Source organism: Microseira sp. BLCC-F43 (assembly GCF_041929235.1).
GTDB lineage: Bacteria > Cyanobacteriota > Cyanobacteriia > Cyanobacteriales > Aerosakkonemataceae > Microseira.
The window spans coordinates 1-3,604 of the sequence record NZ_JBHFNP010000086.1 but is presented as its reverse complement, the minus strand read 5'-3'; the positions used below and the strand labels follow the sequence as shown (position 1 = coordinate 3,604).

2 tRNA genes and 2 rRNA genes are annotated in these 3,604 nt (G+C 53.1%); all 4 read right to left on the bottom strand.

Annotation, left to right across the window (positions count from 1 at the left end):
* A 23S ribosomal RNA gene (locus tag ACE1CM_RS13350) occupies nt 1–2,330 on the bottom strand; the annotation flags it as partial.
* A 268-nt stretch (nt 2,331–2,598) separates the two neighbouring features.
* Nucleotides 2,599–2,674: transfer RNA gene (locus ACE1CM_RS13345), tRNA-Ala, on the bottom strand.
* An 8-nt stretch (nt 2,675–2,682) separates the two neighbouring features.
* Nucleotides 2,683–2,759: transfer RNA gene (locus ACE1CM_RS13340), tRNA-Ile, on the bottom strand.
* Nucleotides 2,760–2,910: 151 nt separating this feature from the next.
* A 16S ribosomal RNA gene (locus ACE1CM_RS13335) occupies nt 2,911–3,604 on the bottom strand; the annotation flags it as partial.

Sequence of the window (3,604 nt, the reverse complement as noted above, 5' to 3'; positions counted from 1 at the left end):
AGTCTCGCAGTTAAGCACGCTTATGCCATTGCACTATTAGCACGATGTCCGACCGTACCTAGCGTACCTTCGAACTCCTCCGTTACGCTTTGGGAGGAGACCGCCCCAGTCAAACTGCCTACCATGCACTGTCCCCGATCCCGATAAGGGACCCAGGTTAGAACCTCAAACGCACCAGGGTGGTATTTCAACGTTGGCTCCATGAGATCTAGCGACCTCACTTCAAAGCCTCCCACCTATCCTACACAGATCCGTTCAAAGTCCAATACAAAGCTACAGTAAAGGTTCATGGGGTCTTTCCGTCTTTCCGCGGGGAGATTGCATCATCACAAACATTTCAACTTCGCTGAGTCTGCGGAGGAGACAGTGTGGCCATCGTTACGCCATTCGTGCAGGTCGGAACTTACCCGACAAGGAATTTCGCTACCTTAGGACCGTTATAGTTACGGCCGCCGTTTACTGGGACTTCAATCAAGAGCTTGCACCCCATCATTTAATCTTCCAGCACCGGGCAGGCGTCACACCCTATACGTCCACTTTCGTGTTTGCAGAGTGCTGTGTTTTTATTAAACAGTCGCAGCCACCGATTTTTTGCAACCCTGTTCAGCTCCATTTGTACAACTTCACTTACTTAGGGCATACCTTCTCCCGAAGTTACGGTATCAATTTGCCGAGTTCCTTCTCCGCAGTTCTCTCAAGCGCCTTAGAATACTCATCTCGCGCACCAGTGTCGGTTTGCGGTACGGTCGTGTGCAGCTGAAGCTTAGTGGCTTTTCCTGGAAGCAGGGTATCACTCACTTCGGAAGCAAGCTTCCTCGTTATCACCCCTCATCTTAGCCCGGCGGATTTGCCTACCAGGCACGACTACAGGCTTGAACCAACATGTCCAACAGTTGGCTGAGCTAACCTTCTCCGTCCCCACATCGCACTACACATCGGTACAGGAATATTGACCTGTTTCCCATCAGCTACGCATCTCTGCCTCACCTTAGGGGCCGACTCACCCTACGCCGATGAACGTTGCGTAGGAAACCTTGCGCTTACGGCGAGCGGGCTTTTCACCCGCTTTAACGCTACTCATGTCAGCATTCGCACTTCTGATACCTCCAGCAGCCTTTACAAGCCACCTTCACAGGCTTACAGAACGCTCTCCTACCACGCACGATTGCTCGTGCATCCGCAGCTTCGGTAACTGGCTTGAGCCCCGTTACATCTTCCGCGCAGGACGACTCGATCAGTGAGCTATTACGCTTTCTTTAAATGATGGCTGCTTCTAAGCCAACATCCTGACTGTTTTAGCCTTCCCACTTCGTTTCCCACTTAGCCAATTTTAGGGACCTTAGCTGGCGGTCTGGGTTGTTTCCCTCTTGAGTCCGGACGTTAGCACCCGGTGCTCTGTCTCCCGTGCTGTACTCATCGGTATTCGGAGTTTGCAATGGTTTGGTAAGTCGCCATGACCCCCTAGCCATAACAGTGCTCTACCCCCGACGGTAATACACGAGGCACTACCTAAATAGTTTTCGGAGAGAACCAGCTATTTCCAAGTTTGTTTAGCCTTTCACCCCTATCCACAGCTCATCCGCTAGTTTTGCAACACTAGTCGGTTCGGACCTCCAGCAGGTGTTACCCTACCTTCATCCTGGCCATGGATAGATCACTTGGTTTCGGGTCTACACCCAGCGACTGATCGCCCTATTCGGACTCGATTTCTCTACGGCTTCCCTATTCGGTTAACCTTGCCACTGAATGTAAGTCGCTGACCCATTATACAAAAGGTACGCCGTCACCCTTGCGGGCTCCGACTGTTTGTATGCATGCGGTTTCAGGATCTATTTCACTCCCCTCCCGGGGTTCTTTTCGCCTTTCCCTCACGGTACTAGTTCACTATCGGTCGATTACGAGTATTTAGCCTTGGAGGATGGTCCCCCCATCTTCAGACAGGATTTCACGTGTCCCGCCCTACTTGTCGCACGCCTAGTTCCACTGCCGATATTTTTCATACGGGGCTATCACCCGCTATGGCCGGACTTTCCATTCCGTTCTGATATACCAACAGCTAAAACGTGCAGGCTCCTCCGATTTCGCTCGCCACTACTTTCGGAATCTCGGTTGATGTCTGTTCCTCGAGCTACTGAGATGTTTCAGTTCACCCGGTTCGCCTCGCATACCTATGTATTCAGTATGCGATACCCTTGCGGGTGGGTTTCCCCATTCGGAAATCTCCGGATCAAAGCTAATTTGCCAGCTCCCCGAAGCTTATCGCAGGCTATCACGTCCTTCGTCGCCTGTAATCGCCAAGGCATCCACCACATGCACTTAGTCACTTGACCCTATAACTTTGACGCCTCGCTGTAGAGGCATCGTCAAGGACTGTCTGAGTATTACGCGTTATGCCGTTCTTCAAACTCTTGCGAGTTGATTCTTGGTGACGCAATCAAAATGTCATCGACGGCACGGTCCGCCATGAGCGGTTTCCGTCGACGACGCTGATTCGACTCTACGAATTGTTAAAGAACAACAGCCGACTCTTTCGAGACGCTGTCGCAAGCGGCCTGCCCCGAAGGCAGCCACTTGCGGCAGCGACTAGATCGTTGGGTGTGGTGGAGGATGACGGGATCGAACCGACGACCCCCTGCTTGCAAAGCAGGTGCTCTCCCAGCTGAGCTAATCCCCCTGTGAAGATGGTGGGTCTGGTTGGATTCGAACCAACGACCCCCGCCTTATCAAGACGGTGCTCTAACCGACTGAGCTACAGACCCTTCACGTTCGTTGCGAAGCGTGGGTATCTACGTCGCGCGTCAACCACGTGCCGAAGCACACAGCTGGTTTGCTCAGCTGGCTCACGCTCACACACTGTTGTCAACTACAGCCGATAAGTGTGGGCGCAAGAACTTGAGTGCTATTTTCCAGAAAGGAGGTGATCCAGCCGCACCTTCCGATACGGCTACCTTGTTACGACTTCACCCCAGTCACGAACCCTGCCGTGGTAATCGCCCCCCTTGCGGTTAGGCTAACTACTTCTGGCAGAACCCGCTCCCATGGTGTGACGGGCGGTGTGTACAAGACCCGGGAACGTATTCACCGCGGCAAGCTGATCCGCGATTACTAGCGATTCCGACTTCACGCAGTCGAGTTGCAGACTGCGATCCGGACTACGACCGGTTTTCTGAGATTAGCTCCCCCTCGCGGGTTGGCAGCCCTCTGTACCGGCCATTGTATGACGTGTGTAGCCCTACCCATAAGGGCCATGATGACCTGACGTCATCCCCACCTTCCTCCGGTTTGTCACCGGCAGTCTCATTAGAGTGCCCTTGCGTAGCAACTAATGATAAGGGTTGCGCTCGTTGCGGGACTTAACCCAACATCTCACGACACGAGCTGACGACGGCCATGCAGCACCTGTGTCCAGGTTCTCTTTCGAGCACCAAGCCATCTCTGGCAAGTTCCTGGCATGTCAAGGGTAGGTAAGGTTTTTCGCGTTGCATCGAATTAAACCACATCATCCACCGCTTGTGCGGGTCCCCGTCAATTCCTTTGAGTTTCAACCTTGCGGCCGTACTCCCCAGGCGGTCAACTTCACGCGTTAGCTTCGTTACTGAACAGC